The 16108-nt window shown below is 68.0% G+C and carries 16 protein-coding genes and 1 tRNA gene; 4 read left to right on the top strand and 13 right to left on the bottom strand.

Going from position 1 to position 16108, the window contains the following annotated elements; all coding sequences use genetic code 11:
* Positions 1–20: 20 nt before the first annotated feature.
* From IT40_RS18125 to IT40_RS18100, 6 genes are all read right to left on the bottom strand, one after another.
* Positions 21–878 (bottom strand): arsenate reductase/protein-tyrosine-phosphatase family protein, encoded by an 858-nt coding sequence (locus IT40_RS18125; protein WP_036758102.1) that lies wholly within the window; start codon positions 876–878, stop codon positions 21–23.
* 76 nt (positions 879–954) lie between these two features.
* Entirely contained in the window at positions 955–1515 is a 561-nt protein-coding gene (locus IT40_RS18120; protein ID WP_036758100.1) for a TAXI family TRAP transporter solute-binding subunit, read from the bottom strand.
* A 183-nt stretch (positions 1516–1698) separates the two neighbouring features.
* Positions 1699–1773, bottom strand: a tRNA-Val gene (locus IT40_RS18115).
* Positions 1774–1829: 56 nt separating this feature from the next.
* Positions 1830–2123: an HU family DNA-binding protein gene (locus tag IT40_RS18110; protein ID WP_036758098.1), complete on the bottom strand. Its 294-nt coding sequence runs from the start codon at positions 2121–2123 to the stop codon at positions 1830–1832.
* A 71-nt stretch (positions 2124–2194) separates the two neighbouring features.
* A complete protein-coding gene (gene lon, locus IT40_RS18105; RefSeq protein ID WP_036758095.1) occupies positions 2195–4612 on the bottom strand; it encodes an endopeptidase La in 2418 nt (805 codons plus the stop codon).
* Between the two features lie 209 nt (positions 4613–4821).
* Positions 4822–5022, bottom strand: coding sequence for a CsbD family protein (locus IT40_RS18100; RefSeq protein WP_036758093.1), 201 nt, complete (start codon positions 5020–5022; stop codon positions 4822–4824).
* Between the two features lie 705 nt (positions 5023–5727).
* On the opposite strand from IT40_RS18100, the gene IT40_RS18095 reads away from it, so the two are divergent.
* Positions 5728–6918 carry a hypothetical protein gene (locus tag IT40_RS18095; RefSeq protein ID WP_420874796.1) on the top strand — a complete coding sequence of 397 codons (1191 nt, stop codon included), beginning with the start codon at positions 5728–5730 and terminating at the stop codon, positions 6916–6918.
* A gap of 56 nt (positions 6919–6974) precedes the next feature.
* Here IT40_RS18095 and ileS read toward each other — a convergent pair whose 3' ends face one another.
* Positions 6975–9905: an isoleucine--tRNA ligase gene (ileS, locus tag IT40_RS18090; RefSeq protein ID WP_036758091.1), complete on the bottom strand. Its 2931-nt coding sequence runs from the start codon at positions 9903–9905 to the stop codon at positions 6975–6977.
* 182 nt (positions 9906–10087) lie between these two features.
* On the opposite strand from ileS, the gene IT40_RS18085 reads away from it, so the two are divergent.
* The 3 genes from IT40_RS18085 to IT40_RS18075 are packed head-to-tail and all read left to right on the top strand — an operon-like array spanning position 10088 to position 12074.
* Positions 10088–11260, top strand: a complete 1173-nt coding sequence (locus IT40_RS18085) for an FAD-dependent oxidoreductase (protein ID WP_036758089.1) — start codon at positions 10088–10090, stop codon at positions 11258–11260.
* A gap of 40 nt (positions 11261–11300) precedes the next feature.
* Positions 11301–11702 carry a group III truncated hemoglobin gene (locus IT40_RS18080; protein ID WP_036758087.1) on the top strand — a complete coding sequence of 134 codons (402 nt, stop codon included), beginning with the start codon at positions 11301–11303 and terminating at the stop codon, positions 11700–11702.
* 48 nt (positions 11703–11750) lie between these two features.
* Positions 11751–12074, top strand: coding sequence for a VOC family protein (locus IT40_RS18075; RefSeq protein WP_036758085.1), 324 nt, complete (start codon positions 11751–11753; stop codon positions 12072–12074).
* 6 nt (positions 12075–12080) lie between these two features.
* Here IT40_RS18075 and IT40_RS18070 read toward each other — a convergent pair whose 3' ends face one another.
* The 6 genes from IT40_RS18070 to IT40_RS18045 form a co-directional block, all read right to left on the bottom strand.
* Positions 12081–12713, bottom strand: a complete 633-nt coding sequence (locus IT40_RS18070; RefSeq protein WP_036758083.1) for a trimeric intracellular cation channel family protein — start codon at positions 12711–12713, stop codon at positions 12081–12083.
* Entirely contained in the window at positions 12710–13177 is a 468-nt protein-coding gene (rnhA, locus tag IT40_RS18065; RefSeq protein ID WP_036758081.1) for a ribonuclease HI, read from the bottom strand. The genes IT40_RS18070 and rnhA overlap by 4 nt, the downstream gene beginning before the upstream one ends.
* Positions 13174–13779, bottom strand: a complete 606-nt coding sequence (locus IT40_RS18060; RefSeq protein WP_036758079.1) for a glutathione S-transferase family protein — start codon at positions 13777–13779, stop codon at positions 13174–13176. The genes rnhA and IT40_RS18060 overlap by 4 nt, the downstream gene beginning before the upstream one ends.
* A 93-nt stretch (positions 13780–13872) precedes the next feature.
* On the bottom strand, positions 13873–14823 hold the full coding sequence (ispH, locus tag IT40_RS18055; RefSeq protein WP_036758077.1) for a 4-hydroxy-3-methylbut-2-enyl diphosphate reductase: 951 nt from the start codon (positions 14821–14823) through the stop codon (positions 13873–13875).
* 39 nt (positions 14824–14862) lie between these two features.
* Positions 14863–15426 carry an adenine phosphoribosyltransferase gene (locus IT40_RS18050; protein ID WP_036758075.1) on the bottom strand — a complete coding sequence of 188 codons (564 nt, stop codon included), beginning with the start codon at positions 15424–15426 and terminating at the stop codon, positions 14863–14865.
* Entirely contained in the window at positions 15426–16022 is a 597-nt protein-coding gene (locus IT40_RS18045; protein WP_036758073.1) for a flavin reductase family protein, read from the bottom strand. The genes IT40_RS18050 and IT40_RS18045 overlap by 1 nt, the downstream gene beginning before the upstream one ends.
* Between the last annotated feature and the right edge of the window lie 86 nt (positions 16023–16108).

The raw sequence follows: 16108 nt of genomic DNA, 5'->3' as shown, positions 1-16108 counted from the left end.
GCGCTGCGACAGGCCGGCGATCAGCCTTCGGCGCGGGTATCGGCGGCCCGGCCGATCCGGTCCACATGGCCTTGCAGCGACAGGCGGTCGAGCGAGGCGATGGGCAGGCTGACGAAGGCCGAGATGCGGTTCTTCAGCGCGCGATAGGTCTCGGCAAAGGCCAGGTGCCGCTCGGCCTCGGTGCCGGTGGCGGCGGCCGGGTCGGGCAGGCCCCAATGCGCGGTCATCGGCTGGCCGGGCCAGACCGGGCAGATCTCTCCGGCCGCATCGTCGCAGACGGTGAAGACGAAATCCATCTGCGGCGCCTCGGGTCCGGCAAACTCGTCCCAGCCTTTCGAGCGCAGCCCGGCCGTGTCATGCCCCCGCCGCTCGAGCAGCTGCAGGGCAAGGGGGTGGACCGTGCCCTTGGGGAACGAGCCGGCGGAATGGGCGCGGAACCGGCCCTTGCCTTCGGCATTCAGGATGGCCTCGGCCAGGATCGAGCGGGCCGAATTGCCGGTGCAGAGGAAAAGGACGTGATAGGGATGGTCGGTCATGGCGGGCCTCCGGCCGTTGCAGGCGATCTGGTCCAGAACCGGCTGGCACAGCTCGGGCCGGCCGCCGCAGCAATCCTGCATCAGGAAGGCCAGCAGCCCGCGCATCGCCTCGATCCCGGCGAAATAGCGGATCGAGCGGCCCTCGCGCGCCGAATGCACCAGCCCCGCCGCGGCAAGGACGGTCAGGTTGTTCGACAGCGTATTGGCGCGGATGTTCAGCATATCCGCGATCTCGCCTGCCGTCCGACCCTCGGGACCGGCCTGGACCAGCAAGCGAAACACATCCAGCCGGATGTCATGGGCCAGGGCGGCGAGCGTGTCGAGAACGCGATTCTTTTCCATTATTCATGTATAATGGAAATAATTTGGCAAGGCAAGCACCGGCCCACGCACGCGGGCATCGCCGTTCGCGACCCGGTCATTCCAGTTGGCCGGCTTCCCTGTAGAAACGCTCGGCGCCCGGATGGAAGGGGATGCCCGCGGCCTGGGTCGCATTCTCCAGCATGATCAGCCTGCCCCTGGGATGGCCGGCGGCGAGCAGCCTTTGCGTGGTCTGGTTGTAAAGCGCCTGGGTGATGCCGTGGACCAGCTCCTCGGGCTGGTCGGCGCTTGTCACCAGCTGCGCCCCGACCGAAAGCGTGGCGACATCGGCATCCTGCCCCTCATAGGTGCCGGTCTGCGCCCAATAGGCCACGTCGGACTGGCTGAAGCCGGCCTCCAGGCTGCCGCCGTCGATGGCCTTCACATTGCCGACCGAGCCGCTCGTGACCAGCGCCGTCGCCACCAGCCCCGGCACCCCGCAGGAGCCGCCTTCCTCGCAGGCACGCGAGCCGGGCGGGTTCGAGATCGCATTCGCGATCAGCCCGCCGATCGGGTAATAGGTGCCGGCGGTGCCGCCGGTGCCGATGCGGAAGAACGCGATCTCTTGCGCCGTCGCGGCCTGGCCCAGGCCGGCGGCGATGGCGAAGGCCGCGAACATTGTCCCTAGCTTCGTGGCATGCCCCTGTTGCCCTGATCGTCCGCGGCGATGCTAGACAGAGCCGCCGCCGTCAACAACCGGCTGGGGCTGCGAAAATGCGCGGTCGTCCTGCTGCGTGGGGGAGGAGGGATCCAGCCGACCTAGGCGCGCATTCTATGCGCTGGCCTAAGTCGCTGGGAATCATGGTGGGCGATAACGGATTTGAACCGCTGACATCTTCGATGTGAACGAAGCGCTCTACCGCTGAGCTAATCGCCCGATGCGCGCTAGATAGCCGCAGCCGCGGCGGGCTGCAAGAGGCTTTGGACGAAAAATCATGCGTCGCCGGCGGCGCGGCGGCGCAGGCGCAGGGTGATGACCTCGCCGCCCGATCTGTCGTTGCGCCGGCTGATCCGCGCCCGGCCCAAGGGCGGCAGCGCCAGCGTCATGCCCGCCGCAATCGCCTCGTCCAGTTCGGCCAGGGTGGCCTCGACGACGGCCTTGACCTCGCTGTTGCGCAGGCCGGTCCGCCGCGCGACCTGGGCCAGAAGCTGCCGCTTTTGCAGAACCCTTGCCGGCTCAGGCTCGGCGGTGCTTTCCCTTTTCGGTTTTCCCTCCGATCTTGCCATGAGCGAACTCCTTTCTGATGGAGCCTCGGTCAAGAAAAAACCGCGCGGGATGGCCCGCGCGGTTGCTTGTGTCAATGGGCGACCGCCGCGCCGCCGCTGCCCTGGTCACGGGTCGCGGCCAGCCGGCTGGCCTCGGCCGCTTCCTCGGCGGCCTCGTCCCATTCGATGGGCTCGGGCATCCGCACCAGCGCCTGCTGCAACACCTCGCGCACATGGCTGACCGGGATGATCCTGAGCCCTTCCTTGACGTTGGCCGGGATCTCGGCCAGATCCTTTTCGTTATCGGCCGGGATCAGCACGGTCTTGATGCCGCCGCGCAGCGCCGCCAGCAGCTTTTCCTTGAGCCCGCCGATGGCCAGCACGTTGCCGCGCAGCGTGACCTCGCCGGTCATGGCCACGTCCTTGCGGACCGGGATCTGCGTCAGCACCGACACGATCGAGGTCACCATGGCGATGCCCGCGGACGGCCCGTCCTTGGGCGTCGCGCCTTCGGGGACGTGGACGTGGATGTCCACCTTCTCGAACTTCGGCGGCTTCACCCCCAGCTCGGGGCTGATCGAGCGGACGAAGGAGGATGCGGCGTCGATCGATTCCTTCATCACCTCGCCCAGCTTTCCGGTCGTCTTCATCCGGCCCTTGCCGGGCAGCTTCAGCGCCTCGATCTGCAGCAGGTCGCCGCCGACCTGGGTCCAGGCCAGGCCCGTCACCACGCCGACCTGGTCGTCCCTTTCGGCCAGGCCATAGCGATAGCGGCGCACGCCCAGGTATTCCTCGGCCTTTTCGGGCGTCACCTCGACCGACTTGACCTTGCCCTTGAGGATCTCGGTCACCGCCTTGCGGGCCAGCTTGGCGATTTCGCGCTCCAGCGACCGCACGCCCGCCTCGCGGGTGTAGTAGCGGATCACATGGGTCAGCGCCTCGTCGCTGACCGAGAACTCGCCCTTGCGCAGCCCGTTCGCCTTGATCTGCTTGGGCAGCAGGTGCTGGCGCGCGATCTCGCGCTTCTCGTCCTCGGTGTAGCCGGCCAGGGGGATGATCTCCATCCGGTCGAGCAGGGGCCCCGGCATGTTGTAGCTGTTGGCCGTGGTCACGAACATCACGTTCGACAGGTCGTATTCCACCTCGAGATAGTGGTCCACGAAAGTCGCGTTCTGTTCGGGGTCCAGCACCTCCAGCATCGCGCTGGCCGGATCGCCGCGGAAATCCTGGCCCATCTTGTCGATCTCGTCGAGCAGGATCAGCGGGTTCGTGGTCTTGGCCTTCTTCAGCGCCTGGATGATCTTGCCGGGCATCGAGCCGATATAGGTCCGGCGGTGGCCGCGGATCTCGGATTCGTCGCGCACCCCGCCAAGGCTGATGCGGATGAACTCGCGCCCCGTGGCGCGGGCCACCGAACGGCCCAGCGAGGTCTTGCCGACGCCCGGAGGCCCGACGAGGCACAGGATCGGCCCCTTGAGCTTCGCCGAGCGGTTCTGCACCGCCAGGTATTCGACGATCCGCTCCTTGACCTTTTCCAGGCCGTAGTGATCGGCGTCCAGCACCTCCTCGGCCTTGCCGAGATCCTTGCGGATGCGCGATTTCACGCCCCAGGGCAGCGCCAGCAGCCAGTCGAGATAGTTGCGGCTGACCGTAGCCTCGGCTGACATCGGCGACATCGACTTCAGCTTCTTCAGCTCGGCCTCGGCCTTTTCGCGGGCCTCCTTGCTGAACTTGGTCGCCGCGATCTTCTCTTCCAGCTCGGTGATCTCGTTCGAGCCGTCCTCGCCGTCGCCCAGCTCCTTCTGAATGGCCTTCATCTGCTCATTCAGGTAGTATTCGCGCTGGGTCTTCTCCATCTGCGTCTTGACGCGGGACTTGATCTTCTTCTCGACCTGCAGGACCGACATCTCGCCCTGCATCAGGCCATAGACCTTTTCCAGCCGCTCGGCAGTCACCAGCGTTTCCAGCAGTTCCTGCTTCTTGTCCAGCGCGATGCCCAGATGGCCGCTGACCAGGTCGGCCAGGCGCGCCGCATCGCGGGCCTCGGCTACGGCCGAGACGACCTCTTCGGGGATGTTCTTGCGCACTTTCACGTAGCGCTCGAACTCCTCGGCGACGGCGCGGGTCAGGGCGGCCAGCGTCTCTTCGTCGCCCGGCTCTTCGGGCAGCATCTCGCAGCGGGCCTCGAAATAGGCGTCGTTCGGCACGAAATCGGTGATGGTGACGCGTTCGCGCCCTTCGACCAGGACCTTGACGGTCCCGTCGGGAAGTTTCAGCAATTGCAGCACATTGGCCAGAACGCCGGTGCGGAAGATCCCCTCGGCGGCGGGCTCGTCGACCGCGGCATCCTTCTGGGCTGCGAGAAGGATCGGGCGGTCCTGCTCCATCACGGCCTCGAGCGCCCGCACCGATTTCTCGCGCCCGACGAACAGCGGCACGATCATGTGCGGAAACACCACGATGTCCCGCAAGGGCAGGACCGGATGGGTGGTTTGGGCGAATTCGTTCATGGAATCAGTCCTTTCTCGCCAAGAGGCGCAACCCCTAAAGACAGGCAGTCTGCGCCCCCTGCTGGCAGACAAGATAGGAAGCCCGCGCAAGAGGTTCAATGGGGGATTTGTTCGCATTTTGTTCTTAATCCCACCGGACCGCGGCAAGAAAAGGGCCCCCGGCGCGAACCGGAGGCCCCAAGGGTCGTCGGACCTGGGTGAAAGCGGGGTCAGACCTTGTCGCGGAAGAAGTGGTCGATCTGCTCTTCCGCCTTTTCCTTGGTCCAGCCGTATTTTTCCTGCAGCTTGCCGGCAAGCTTGTCCTTCTTGCCCGCCATCTCGGTCAGTTCGTCATCGGTCAGGTCGCCCCATTTTTCCCTGACGCTGCCCTTGAGCTGGTTCCATTTGCCTTCGATGATATCCCAGTTCATCGGCACTCCTTTCGAGCGGATTGAGTTTGCATGTGGGAATTGAACGACCGTTCCGTGCAGGAGGTTCCCGCATGCGGCCGGAAATCTGCCGCAGGATTCGCCGCCTCCCTGTCGTGCCGCCGCCGGATTCCGGGAAAACGGGCTGATCTGGAAAGGGAAAATGCCCGGCTGGGAAATGGCGGAAACCCGCCTTGGGGAACGGGCAGGGACTGTCGGTCGACGCTAGGCGAGCCGAATGCCGTCATTTCAACTGCAAGGAGATGCCGGGACCCCGGCCGATGCGCGTGACAAATCCTTGGCCGGTGCGGTTGCAGGGCGCGCGATTCAATAAACCTGCACAAGAGCATCGGCGGAAAAGCGCCATGGTTTTATCGAAATGATCGACAAGTCTCGGGTAGAATGTCAAATTCGAATAAAGAGCGACCGGATGAGCACGGTGCCCACGTCTCACCCGGTCTTGCCGTACCTGTAAAAGTGGAAATCGTTCAACGGCTGAAGTCACCCTGCAATGAAAGCCGTTGAGCGGGAACCTGCCTTTTTGGTGAGGTTTCTGCCGAGTTTCTGCATTTCGTGCAATTCAAGGGTGTTTCCGTTCCCTATTCTTTCCCCGCCATATCGCATGGCGGTTGAATAAGGAAAACCGAATTCACCTCTGGAACGAAACCCCGTCCTGTTGCTAAACCCGTCGCGGTAAAGATTCGCAAGATGGGTATGTGTGACGTGGTCAAGGACAAGGGAAAAGACAAGGACCGGGAGGACCCGCCCCCGACGAGCAGGCGGGCCGCACAGCAGGCCGCCAACCGCGCCCAGCGCGAAGCCCAGCGCCAGTTGCGCCAGGCCGAACGCGCCGCGAAGCGCAAAAAGCCGGCAGCCAAGACCAAGGCCGAGACCAGGGCCCCCGCGCCGGTGACGGCCGGCCCCTTCAATATCCTGCTGATCGGCCAGGACATCCGCCTGGGCATGGAGGCGGCGCTGTTCGCCGCCAGCCTGCGCCACCACGCCCCCGACTGGCGCGGCCGGCTGATCGTCGCGGAACCCGGTGCCGAGGGTGCCTGGACCGGGGCGCGGACCAAGATACCGGCCCCGATCCGCCTGGCGCTGCTGGATTTCGGGGCCGAGATCCTGCCCTTCACCGCCCGGCATTTCGGCGCCAGCTATCCCTTCGGCAACAAGATCGAGGCGCTGTCGGTGCTGCCGCCCGGCGAGCCCTTCGTCTTCTTCGACAGCGATACGCTGGTGACCGGGCCGCTGGACCGGCTGCCCTTCGACTTCTCGCGCCCTTCGGCCTCGATGCGCCGCAGCGCGACATGGCCCGAGCCGCCGCTTTACGGTCCGGGCTATGGCGCGATCTGGAAGTCGCTCTATGACCGTTTCGGGCTGGACTACGAAAGCTCGCTGGACACCAGCCAGCCCGACGAGCATTGGGAGCGTTACCTGTATTTCAACGCCGGCTGGTTCTTCGGCGCCGACCCGCAGGAATTCGGCCGCCGCTTCCTGGACTGGGCGCTGGCGATCCGCGAGGATCCCGGCGAGGCGCTGGCCAGTCAGAAGCTGGACGTGCTGCTGGACCAGGTGGCGCTTCCGCTGGTGATCCACGCGCTTGGTGGCGGGCGGCCGGGCCCCGGCCTCGCCGGGCTCGACGGCGACGTGACCTGTCACTATCGCGACCTGCCGCTGCTTTATGCCAGGGAAAGCGACCTGGTCGTCGAGACGGTCGAGACGCTGCTGCGCGATCCGCGGCTGGCCCCGCTGGCCGAGGCATGGGCGCCCTCGCGGCAGATCGTGCTGGCGGGAACCGGCCGGGACCGCATCCGCCCCATGTTCGACCGCCGCATGCCGCTGAACGAAGGCCGCACGCGGCAAATCCTGAAGAAGGCCGGCCTCTGGTTGCGCTAGCCGCGAGCGACGGTTCCCGGCCGGCAGGGCGCTGCCGGGAACCATCGGCGGGACCGTCACCCCTTGGCCAGCACCGCATCGCAGCGGGCGCAGGTGCCCGGATGGCGGTGGCTGCCGACATCGGGCAGGATCTTCCAGCAGCGCTGGCATTTCTCGCCCTCCGCGGCCTCGAAGACCACGCCGATGCCGGGCACGTCCGACAGCCGGAACGCCTCGCCCGGCGCCGGATCGGCGGTCAGGCTCAGGTCCGAGGTGATGCAGATATCGGCGAAATCCACCGATTTCAGCGCCTTCAGATCCTCGGGCTCATCGACATGCACCACCGGCGCGGCTTCCAGGCTGGCGCCGATCACCTTGTCCGTGCGCTTGATCTCCAGCGCGGCGGTCACGGTGCGGCGGATGCGGCGGATGGTGTCCCATTTCGCCGCCAGGGATTCGTTCAGCCACTCCGCCGGGGTGACGGGGAAGTCCCGCAGATGCACGCTGTCATCCTCGGAGGGGAAACGGCTCAGCCAGACATCCTCCATGGTGAAGGGCAGGATCGGCGCCAGCCAGGTGACGAGCCGGTGGAACAGCAGGTCCAGCACCGTGCGCGCCGCCCGCCGGCGCAGCGCATCGGGCGCGTCGCAATAAAGCGCGTCCTTGCGGATGTCGAAATAGAAGGCCGAAAGGTCCACGGTGGCGAACTGGAACACGGTCTGGAACACGCCCTGGAAATCGAAGCCGTCATAGCCCTTGCGCAGCTGCTGGTCGATCTGCGCCAGCCGGTGCAGCACCCATTGCTCCAGTTCCGGCATCTCGGCCGCCTCGACCCGCTCGGCCTCGTCGAATCCGGCCAGGTTGCCCAGGATGAAGCGCAGCGTGTTGCGCAGCCGGCGATAGCTGTCGGCGGTGCCCTTGAGGATCTCGGGGCCGATGCGCTGGTCGGCGGTATAGTCGGTCTGCGCCACCCAGAGCCGCAGGATGTCGGCGCCGTATTGCTTGATGACCTCGGCCGGCACGATGGTATTGCCGAGCGACTTGGACATCTTCATGCCCTTCTCGTCCAGCGTGAAGCCGTGCGTGACCACGTTGCGATAGGGCGCCCGGCCCCTGGTCGCGCAGGCCTGCAAGAGCGAGGATTGGAACCAGCCGCGATGCTGGTCGGTGCCTTCCAGGTAGACGTCGGCGATGCCGTCCGGCGCCCCGTCGGCGCGGTCGCGCAGCACGAAGGCATGGGTCGAGCCGCTGTCGAACCAGACATCCAGCACGTCCATGACCTGATCGTAATCCGCCGGGTCGGCCACGCCCTCCAGCACCTCGGCGGCAAAGCCGGGGCGATACCAGGCATCGGCGCCGTCCCGTTCGAAGGCTTCGATGATGCGGTCGTTCACCCGCTGGTCGCGCAGCAGGAACTCCGGGTCGCCGGGCTTCGCGCCCTTCTTCACGAAACAGGTCAGCGGCACGCCCCAGGCGCGCTGGCGCGACAGCACCCAGTCGGGCCGGTTCTCGACCATGGCATGGATGCGGTTGCGGCCCGATTGCGGCCACCATTTCACCAGCCTGTCGATGCTGGTCAGCGCCCGCGTGCGGATGGTGTCGCCATATTCGCCCATGCCGTCGGCCAGCGCATGGTCGATGGCCGCGAACCATTGCGGCGTGTTGCGATAGATCAGCGGCGCCTTGGACCGCCAGCTGTGCGGATAGGAATGCTTGATCTTGCCCTTGGCCAGCAGCGCGCCGGCCCAGGCCAGCTGCTTGATGACGCTGACATTGGCCGGGCCTTCCTTGCCGTCCGCACCGATGATCGCCTGGCCGCCGAACAGCGGCAGGTCGGCGCGATAGGAGCCGTCCGGCTCGACGTTATAGGTCATCGGCAGCTTGAAGCGCAGCCCAAGCTGATAGTCGTCGTCGCCATGGCTGGGGGCGGTATGGACGAAGCCGGTGCCGGCATCCTCGGTCACATGCTCGCCCGGCAGCATGGGCACGTCATAGTCCCATTCGCCCGCACCGCCCTCGACGCCGCGCAGGGGATGGGCCAGCACCAGCCCCTCCAGGTCGGCCGCGGTCACGTCGCGGACCCGCTCCCATTCCTCGACCTTGGCCGCAGCCCGCACGCTTTCGGCCAGCGCATCGGCCAGCACCAGCAACTCGCCGCTTTTCGCCGTCGCATTCTCGGCCACCGCGCCCACGCGATAAAGCCCGTAGGCGACGCCGGGATTATAGGCCACCGCCCGGTTCTGCGGGATGGTCCAGGGGGTGGTGGTCCAGATCACCACGCTGGCGGGTTTCTCCGTTGCCCAAATACCCTGCGACGATTCCACCGGGAACCGCACCCAGATGGTGTGGCTGGTATGGTCGTGATACTCGACCTCGGCCTCGGCCAGCGCGGTCTTTTCGACCGGCGACCACATCACCGGCTTCGAGCCCTGGTAGAGCGAGCCGTTCATCAGCAGCTTCATGAACTCGGCCGCGATCACCGCCTCGGCGTGATGGTCCATGGTCAGGTAGGGATCGTCCCATTTGCCGGTGATGCCCAGCCGCTTGAACTCCTCGCGCTGGACATCGACCCAATGCTCGGCAAAGCGGCGGCATTCCTGGCGGAACTCGACCACGTCGACCGCGTCCTTGTCGCGGCCTTCCTTGCGGTATTTCTCCTCGATCTTCCATTCGATCGGCAGGCCGTGGCAGTCCCAGCCGGGCACGTAGCGCGCATCGCGGCCCATCATCTGGTGGCTGCGCACGATGATGTCCTTGATGGTCTTGTTCAGCGCGTGGCCGATATGCAGGTTGCCGTTCGCATAGGGCGGGCCGTCGTGCAGGATGAAGGGCGTGCGCCCCGCCGCCCTCTCGCGCAGCCGGTCGTAGATGCCGATGCGCTCCCAGCGGGCCAGCCATTCGGGCTCGCGCTGCGGCAGGCCGGCGCGCATCGGGAAATCGGTCTGGGGCAGGAAGACGGTGTCGCGGTAATCGGTCGCGGCCTGGGTCTCGGTCGTGGTGTCGCTCATCTGGCGGGAATCCTTCGGTGGCAGGGCAGGCATGCATGACCCGGCGGCGAGGGCTCCCTACGCCGCCGGGCGAATAATTCGGAAGATCCGCGCCCTGCTGAACATGCGCGGGTTATAGGAAACCGCCCCGAACCCTGCAAGCGCGGCTTGCACCCGCGGCCCGGCTCGGGCAGCAAGCGGCCATGAGCTACAGGATCGCCATCGCCGGCGCCGGGATCGGCGGCCTGGCCTCTGCCGCCCTTCTGGCCCGCGAGGGCCATGCCGTCACCCTGTTCGAGCGCTTTGCCGCGCCGCGCCCGCTGGGCTCGGGCCTGGTGGTCCAGCCGGTCGGGCTGGCCGTGCTGGACCGGATCGGCGCGGGCGAGGAGACCCGCCGCCTCTCCAGCCCCATCGCCCGGATGCTCGGGCACGAGGCGCGGGGCCGCAAGGTGCTGGACGTCTCCTATCCCGCCGCGGCGCCGGGCCGCGGCATCCATCGCGCCACGCTGTTCGGGCTGCTCTGGGACCGGGTCGCCGGGCTCGGCCTGCCGGTGGTGACCGGGGCCGAGATCGCCGCGGCGCCGCCGGACGGGGCGGGACGGCGCCTTGCGCTGGCGGATGGGCGCGATTTCGGCCCCTTCGACCTTGTCGTCGATGCCAGCGGCGCCGGCTCGCGGCTGTCGCCGCTACGGGCGCGGCCGCTGGGCTATGGCGCGATCTGGGGCACGGTGCCCTGGCCCGAGACGGATTTCCCCCGCGACCAGCTGCGCCAGCGCTACCGCGCCGCCAGCCGCATGGCGGGCGTGCTGCCGATCGGCTGCCTGCCCGGCGACCCGACGCCGCGCGCGGCCGTCTTCTGGTCCATGCCGCTGGCCGAGCTGGACCGCTGGCCGCAAACCCCGGTCGCGGATTGGCGCGCCCAGGTCGCCGCGCTCTGGCCGCAGATGGCGCCCTTCCTGGAAACCATCCGCGACCATGCGCAGATGACGCCGGCGCGCTACAGCCACGGCACCCTGCGCCGGCCCTTTGCGCCGGGCCTGGTCCATATCGGCGATGCCGCGCATCGCGCCAGCCCGCAGCTGGGGCAGGGGGCGAACATGGCGCTGCTCGACGCCTTTGCGCTGGCCCATGCGCTGCGCCGCCCGCTGGCGGAAGCCCTGCCGGATTACGCCGCCATGCGCCGCTGGCATGTGCGCATCTACCAGGCGATGAGCGCGGCCTTCACGCCGATGTATCAATCGGGCAGCCGCAGCCTGCCCTGGCTGCGCGACTTGGTCCTGGCGCCGCTTTCGACCCTGCCGCTGCTGCGGCGCGGGCTGACGCATCTGGTCGCCGGCACCATGATCCCGCCGCTTTCGGGCACGCGCGATCCGTGACAGGCTTGCAGCGCGGGCCGCAGGGGTCCATATCCGGCGCATGATCCCGCCCCGTTTCGACGTCACACCCGAACAGATCGACCGCGTCGTCGCCACCTTCTACGCCGCGGTGCGCCGGCACGAGGTGCTGGGCCCGGTCTTCGCCGCCCATGTCGCCGACTGGCCCGAGCACGAGGCCAAGATCGCCCGCTTCTGGCGCAATGCCATCCTTTATGAGCGCGGCTATGACGGCAATCCGATGCAGGTCCACATGCGCACGGGCGACGTGAAGGCGCAGCATTTCGCGCCCTGGCTGATGCTTTTCGACGAAACCCTGCGCCGCACCCTTCCGCTCGAGACGGCCAAAGCCTGGTCGGCGCTTGCGCATCGCATCGGCGCCGGGCTGCGCATGGGGGTCGAGGATCTGCGCGAACGCCGTCCCGGCCCGCCGGTCTTGCGCTAGGTCGCGCGCAGGTGTAAACAAAACGGGAACATCCGAAAGGGCTTCCCGATGAAGATCGACTATCTCGAATTCAGCTCGCCCGACCTGCCGGCCACGAAAGCCTTCTTCGGCCAAGCCTTCGGCTGGCGTTTCAACGACTACGGTCCCGACTACCAGGAACTCGCCGATGCCGGCCTGGCGGGTGGCATCGCCGCCGGTCCCCCGGCGCCGCCGCTGGTGATCCTGCGCACCGACGACCTGGAAGTGGCGCTGGCCCGCGTGACCGAGGCGGGGGCCGCGATCACCCGGCCGATCTTCGCCTTCCCCGGCGGCCGCCGCTTCCAGTTCCGCGAGCCGGGCGGCACCGAGATGGCAATCTGGTCCGACCGCTGAGGCCGGTCACATCCGCGGTGGCCGCGCCTTGTAGACCGGCAGCCGCCAGCCGAAGCCCAGGCCCCCGGCGCGCAGCAGCAGCACCACCGCCGCGCAGCCGATCAGCGCCCAGCCGCGCCCGGCACCCAGCGCCAGCAACAGCAGCGCCGCCACCGCCCCGCCAAAGGCGGCGGTGACGTAAAGCTCGCCCTGCTTCAGCACCAGGGGCACCTCATTCCCGACCACGTCGCGCATCAGCCCGCCGAAGGTGCCGGTCATCACCCCCATCAGCACGGTGACGACGGGGCTCACCCCCGTCTCCAGCGCCACGCCGACCCCGGCCGGCACCGCCACGGCCAGGGCAAAGGCATCCAGCCACAGGATGGCGCGATAGCGGCTCTCCAGCCGATGCGCGGTAAAGAACACCACGATCGCCGCGCCGGCGGTCAGCAGCAGCAGCTCGGGCCGCCCGACCCAGAACACCGGCGCCCGGCCCAAGACCAGGTCGCGCAGGGTGCCGCCGCCGATCCCGGTCAGCGTGGCGAAGAAGATGAAGCCGACGACGTCCAGCTGCCCGCGGCTCGCCACCAGCGCGCCGGTCAGGGCAAAGACCAGCACGCTGGCATAATCCAGAAGCGGGACCAGCGCCTCGACGCTCATCCCGCGGCCCTGGCCGGCTTGAAGGGCGCCATGCCCGCCCGCGCCAGCGCATCGGCGCGCTCGTTCTCTGGATGTCCGGCATGGCCCTTGATCCATTCCCAGCGCACCTTGTGGCGCGCCTGCGCCGCGTCAAGCCGCTGCCACAGCTCGGCATTCTTCACCGGCTTGCGGTCGGCGGTGCGCCAGCCGTTCCGCTTCCAGCCGTGGATCCATTGCGTGACGCCGTTCTTCACATAGGCGCTGTCGGTGGTCACGGTGATCTCGCTCGGCCGGGTCAGCGCCTCCAAGGCCGAGATCGCCGCCATCAGCTCCATGCGATTGTTGGTGGTCTCGGCCTCGCCGCCCGACAGCTCGCGCTCCTTCAGCACCGTCTCGCCCTCCATGGCCCGCATCAGCACCCCCCAGCCGCCGGGGCCGGGATTGCCGCTGCAGGCGCCGTCGGTCCAGGCGAACAGCGCGCTCATGCCTCCAGTCCCTTGTAGCCGGGCAGGGCGGCGATGCGGCCAAGCCAGCGCCCGATGCCGGGGAACCGCGCCATGTCGAACCCGCCCAGGCTGCCGGCCGTATGGGTATAGCCGTAAAGGCAGATATCGGCGAGGCTGACGGCATCGCCCACCAGCCAGTCATGCCCGGCCAGCCGGTCCTCCATCACCTGGAGCAGCGCATGGCCGCGCTCCAGCAATTCGGCCATGCGCTCGGGCGTCGCCTGCGCGCGGCGCTGCGGATAGACCTGCAAGGCCGCGCGCACGGCGATCACGCCCTCGTGCTGGTTCTGCTCCCAGAACATCCAGCCCAGCATGGCGGCGCGCTCGAAGGCGTCCTGCGGCACGAAGCGCGTGCCCTCGCCCAGCCAGCACAGGATCGCGTTCGATTCCGGCAACAGCCGCCCGTCGTCCAGCTCCAGCACCGGCGCCTTGCCAAAGGGCAGCCGCCCCGTCGCCTTGGCCGCCGCCAGCGCCTCGGTCAGATATTCGACATCCACGATCTCGCAATCGCGCCCCAGCAGCGCCAGGGCCAGCCGAACCTTGTAACTGTTGCCGGATGACGGCATCGACCAGAGCTTCATCCCGACCCTTTCTTCGTTCCCAAAATACTCCGGGGGAGGCCCGCAGGGCCGGGGGCAGCGCCCCCCGCGACGGCACCGCCCGGCAAGCCCGGCTCAGGCCTCGCGCAAGACCCGCGGCACCTTGAACTCGACATTCTCGCGCGCCGTCTCGACCATCTCGACCGTCACGTCGTAGCGTTCGCGAAAGGCCGCGACCACCTCGTCCACCAGCACCTCGGGGGCCGAGGCGCCGGCGGTCACGCCCACCGCCCGCGCGCCTTCGATGGCGCGCCAGTCGATCTGGTCGGCGCGCATCACCAGCTGGGAATAGGCGCAGCCGGCGGCGCTGCCCACCTCGACCAGCCGGCGCGAGTTGGAACTGTTCGGCGCCCCGATCACCAGAAGCGCGTCGATCTGCCCGGCGATGGCCTTGACCGAGGCCTGCCGGTTGGTCGTCGCATAGCAGATGTCCTCCTTGGCCGGCCCCCTGATGCCGGGAAACCGGGCCTGCAAGGCGGCCACGATGGCGGCGGTGTCGTCGACCGACAGCGTGGTCTGGGTGATGAAGGCCAGCCGGGAAGGATCGCGCGGCTCGATCCCGGCCACGTCCTCGACCGTCTCGACCAGCAGCACCTCGCCCTCGGGCAATTGCCCCATGGTGCCCAGCACCTCGGGGTGGCCGGCATGGCCGATCATCACCATCTGCAGGCCCTCGGCGTGGTGGCGCTCGGCCTCGACATGGACCTTGCTGACCAGGGGGCAGGTGGCGTCGACGAAGACCATCTCGCGCCGCCGCGCCTCGGCCGGCACCGCCTTGGGCACGCCATGGGCGGAAAAGATCACCGGCCGGTCGTCGGGGCACTCGTCCAGCTCCTCGACGAAGACCGCGCCCTTGTCGCGCAGGCTGTCGACGACGAACTTGTTATGCACGATCTCGTGGCGCACATAGACCGGCGCGCCCCATTTCTGCAGCGCCATCTCGACGATCTTGATGGCGCGGTCCACGCCGGCGCAAAAGCCGCGCGGCGCGGCCAGGTAAAGGATCAGGGGCGGTTTCTTGTCCATGGGCTTCACCTAACCCCGGTAGGGGCGCCTCGCAAGGGATCAGGCGCCCTCGAAGCTGGTCAGGGCATGGACCTCGTGGCCCAGCCCCTCCAGCAGCGCCCGCCCGCCCAGCTCGGGCAGCTCGATTACGAAGGCGCAGCCCACGACCTCGGCCCCCAGCCGCTCGCAAAGCGAGATCCCGGCCGCTGCGGTGCCGCCGGTGGCCAGCAGGTCGTCCACGATCAGCACCCGTTCGCCGGGGCGAAGCGCGTCGTCGTGGATCTCCATCACCGCCTCGCCATATTCCAGCGCATAGGCCTGGCTGATGACGGCGCCGGGCAGCTTACCCTTCTTGCGGATCGGCACGAAGCCCACGGAAAGCTGATGTGCCACCGCGCCGCCCAGGATGAAGCCGCGCGCCTCGAGCCCGACCACCTTGTCGATGGCCTCGCCGGCATAGGCGGCCAGAAGCTGGTCCACCGCCATGCGAAAGCCGCGCGCATCGGCAAAGAGCGTGGTCACGTCGCGAAATAGGATGCCCTCATGCGGGAAATCGACGATGGTGCGGATATAGTCGCGCACCGTCCGGGTGTCGCGGCGGCGCTTTTCGGGCCGGTTCTCCATCAGGGGCGCTCCATCTCGAAGGTCTGGGTGGTGATGGTGTAGTCCTTGTAGCCCATGCGCGACAGCCAGCCGGTGGCGCGCAGGTCGAAGCGGCCGTCCTTCAGGCAATCCTCGCGCAGGTGGATGCCGGTGACGACGCCCAGCACCATGTAGTTCGCCTCGCCCGCCAGCCGCAGGATGCGGGTCGCGCGGCATTCCAGCGCCGCGGCGGCGCCGGCCACGCGCGGGCAGTCGATGCTCTCGCATTCGGCGGGCTCGATGCCGGCGGCCTGGAATTCGTTCACCCCGGCGGGCAGGGCTGCGGAACTGGCGTTGACCTGGTCCTTCAGCGGCCCGTCGGCGATGTTGACGCAGAAGACGCGCGACTCGGCGATCTGGGCCACGCTGTCCTTGGTCCCGTTCCGGTCCGGCTTGGCCGCGGTCGAGGCGAACATGACCTGCGGCGGCACATAGGCGGTCAGGTTGAAGAAGGAATAGGGCGCCAGGTTGTCGCCCTGCCGCCCGCGGGTCGAGATCCAGCCGATCGGCCGCGGCGCGACGATAGCGTTCAGCGGATTGTGCGGCAGCCCGTGGCCGTCCTGGGGTCGGTAGAACATGGCGCGCCTCGCTGGTCGCTCAGTGATGCGGGGCCCAGAAGTGACCCCATGCGCGCGGCGCGTCAAGCGTTCTTGCCGCCTTGCCC

It is taken from the genome of Paracoccus versutus (assembly GCF_000763885.1).
In the GTDB taxonomy this organism is placed as follows: Bacteria; Pseudomonadota; Alphaproteobacteria; order Rhodobacterales; family Rhodobacteraceae; genus Paracoccus; species Paracoccus versutus.
Note: the sequence above shows the minus strand (reverse complement) of the source record. Positions and strands in the feature narration are given on the sequence as shown.

Bases quoted from the DNA above. Each gene is read 5' to 3' on its own strand.
- IT40_RS18125 (WP_036758102.1), bottom strand. From the start codon at position 878: ATGGAAAAGAATCGCGTTCTCGACACGCTCGCCGCCCTGGCCCATGAC.
- IT40_RS18120 (WP_036758100.1), bottom strand. From the start codon at position 1,515: ATGTTCGCGGCCTTCGCCATCGCCGCCGGCCTGGGCCAGGCCGCGACG.
- IT40_RS18110 (WP_036758098.1), bottom strand. From the start codon at position 2,123: ATGGCAAGATCGGAGGGAAAACCGAAAAGGGAAAGCACCGCCGAGCCT.
- lon (WP_036758095.1), bottom strand. From the start codon at position 4,612: ATGAACGAATTCGCCCAAACCACCCATCCGGTCCTGCCCTTGCGGGAC.
- IT40_RS18100 (WP_036758093.1), bottom strand. From the start codon at position 5,022: ATGAACTGGGATATCATCGAAGGCAAATGGAACCAGCTCAAGGGCAGC.
- IT40_RS18095 (WP_420874796.1), top strand. From the start codon at position 5,728: ATGGGTATGTGTGACGTGGTCAAGGACAAGGGAAAAGACAAGGACCGG.
- ileS (WP_036758091.1), bottom strand. From the start codon at position 9,905: ATGAGCGACACCACGACCGAGACCCAGGCCGCGACCGATTACCGCGAC.
- IT40_RS18085 (WP_036758089.1), top strand. From the start codon at position 10,088: ATGAGCTACAGGATCGCCATCGCCGGCGCCGGGATCGGCGGCCTGGCC.
- IT40_RS18080 (WP_036758087.1), top strand. From the start codon at position 11,301: ATGATCCCGCCCCGTTTCGACGTCACACCCGAACAGATCGACCGCGTC.
- IT40_RS18075 (WP_036758085.1), top strand. From the start codon at position 11,751: ATGAAGATCGACTATCTCGAATTCAGCTCGCCCGACCTGCCGGCCACG.
- IT40_RS18070 (WP_036758083.1), bottom strand. From the start codon at position 12,713: ATGAGCGTCGAGGCGCTGGTCCCGCTTCTGGATTATGCCAGCGTGCTG.
- rnhA (WP_036758081.1), bottom strand. From the start codon at position 13,177: ATGAGCGCGCTGTTCGCCTGGACCGACGGCGCCTGCAGCGGCAATCCC.
- IT40_RS18060 (WP_036758079.1), bottom strand. From the start codon at position 13,779: ATGAAGCTCTGGTCGATGCCGTCATCCGGCAACAGTTACAAGGTTCGG.
- ispH (WP_036758077.1), bottom strand. From the start codon at position 14,823: ATGGACAAGAAACCGCCCCTGATCCTTTACCTGGCCGCGCCGCGCGGC.
- IT40_RS18050 (WP_036758075.1), bottom strand. From the start codon at position 15,426: ATGGAGAACCGGCCCGAAAAGCGCCGCCGCGACACCCGGACGGTGCGC.
- IT40_RS18045 (WP_036758073.1), bottom strand. From the start codon at position 16,022: ATGTTCTACCGACCCCAGGACGGCCACGGGCTGCCGCACAATCCGCTG.